Genomic DNA, 268 nt, shown 5'->3' on the forward strand with positions numbered 1-268 from the left:
CTCCTCGAGGCGGGCATCGACGAGTCCGATCGCCGGCAGTGGGGCTTCCGGACCAGCCAGCGACCGGCGCAGCTCGTTCTCAACGCCCTGGCGCGGATCTTCGCCCTGGCCGGGCCGGTGGTGATGGCGATCGACCTGAACGACTCCGAGATCACCCAGTCGGCGGAGGGGGCGAACCAGGATCTGCTGGCGGACCGCGTGGCCGACGGGCTGTTGCGACGGCGGGAGGAGGTCCGGCGAACGATCCTTGAGGCGGTGTGTACTGCCC

1 protein-coding gene is annotated in these 268 nt (G+C 70.5%); it reads left to right on the forward strand.

The window, feature by feature from the left end:
- On the forward strand, positions 1-268 hold a 268-nt coding region (locus tag F0L68_RS43105), incomplete at both ends, for a hypothetical protein (protein ID WP_188317137.1).

Origin of the sequence: Solihabitans fulvus (assembly GCF_008386585.1) — a bacterium.
Taxonomy (GTDB): domain Bacteria; phylum Actinomycetota; class Actinomycetes; order Mycobacteriales; family Pseudonocardiaceae; genus Solihabitans; species Solihabitans fulvus.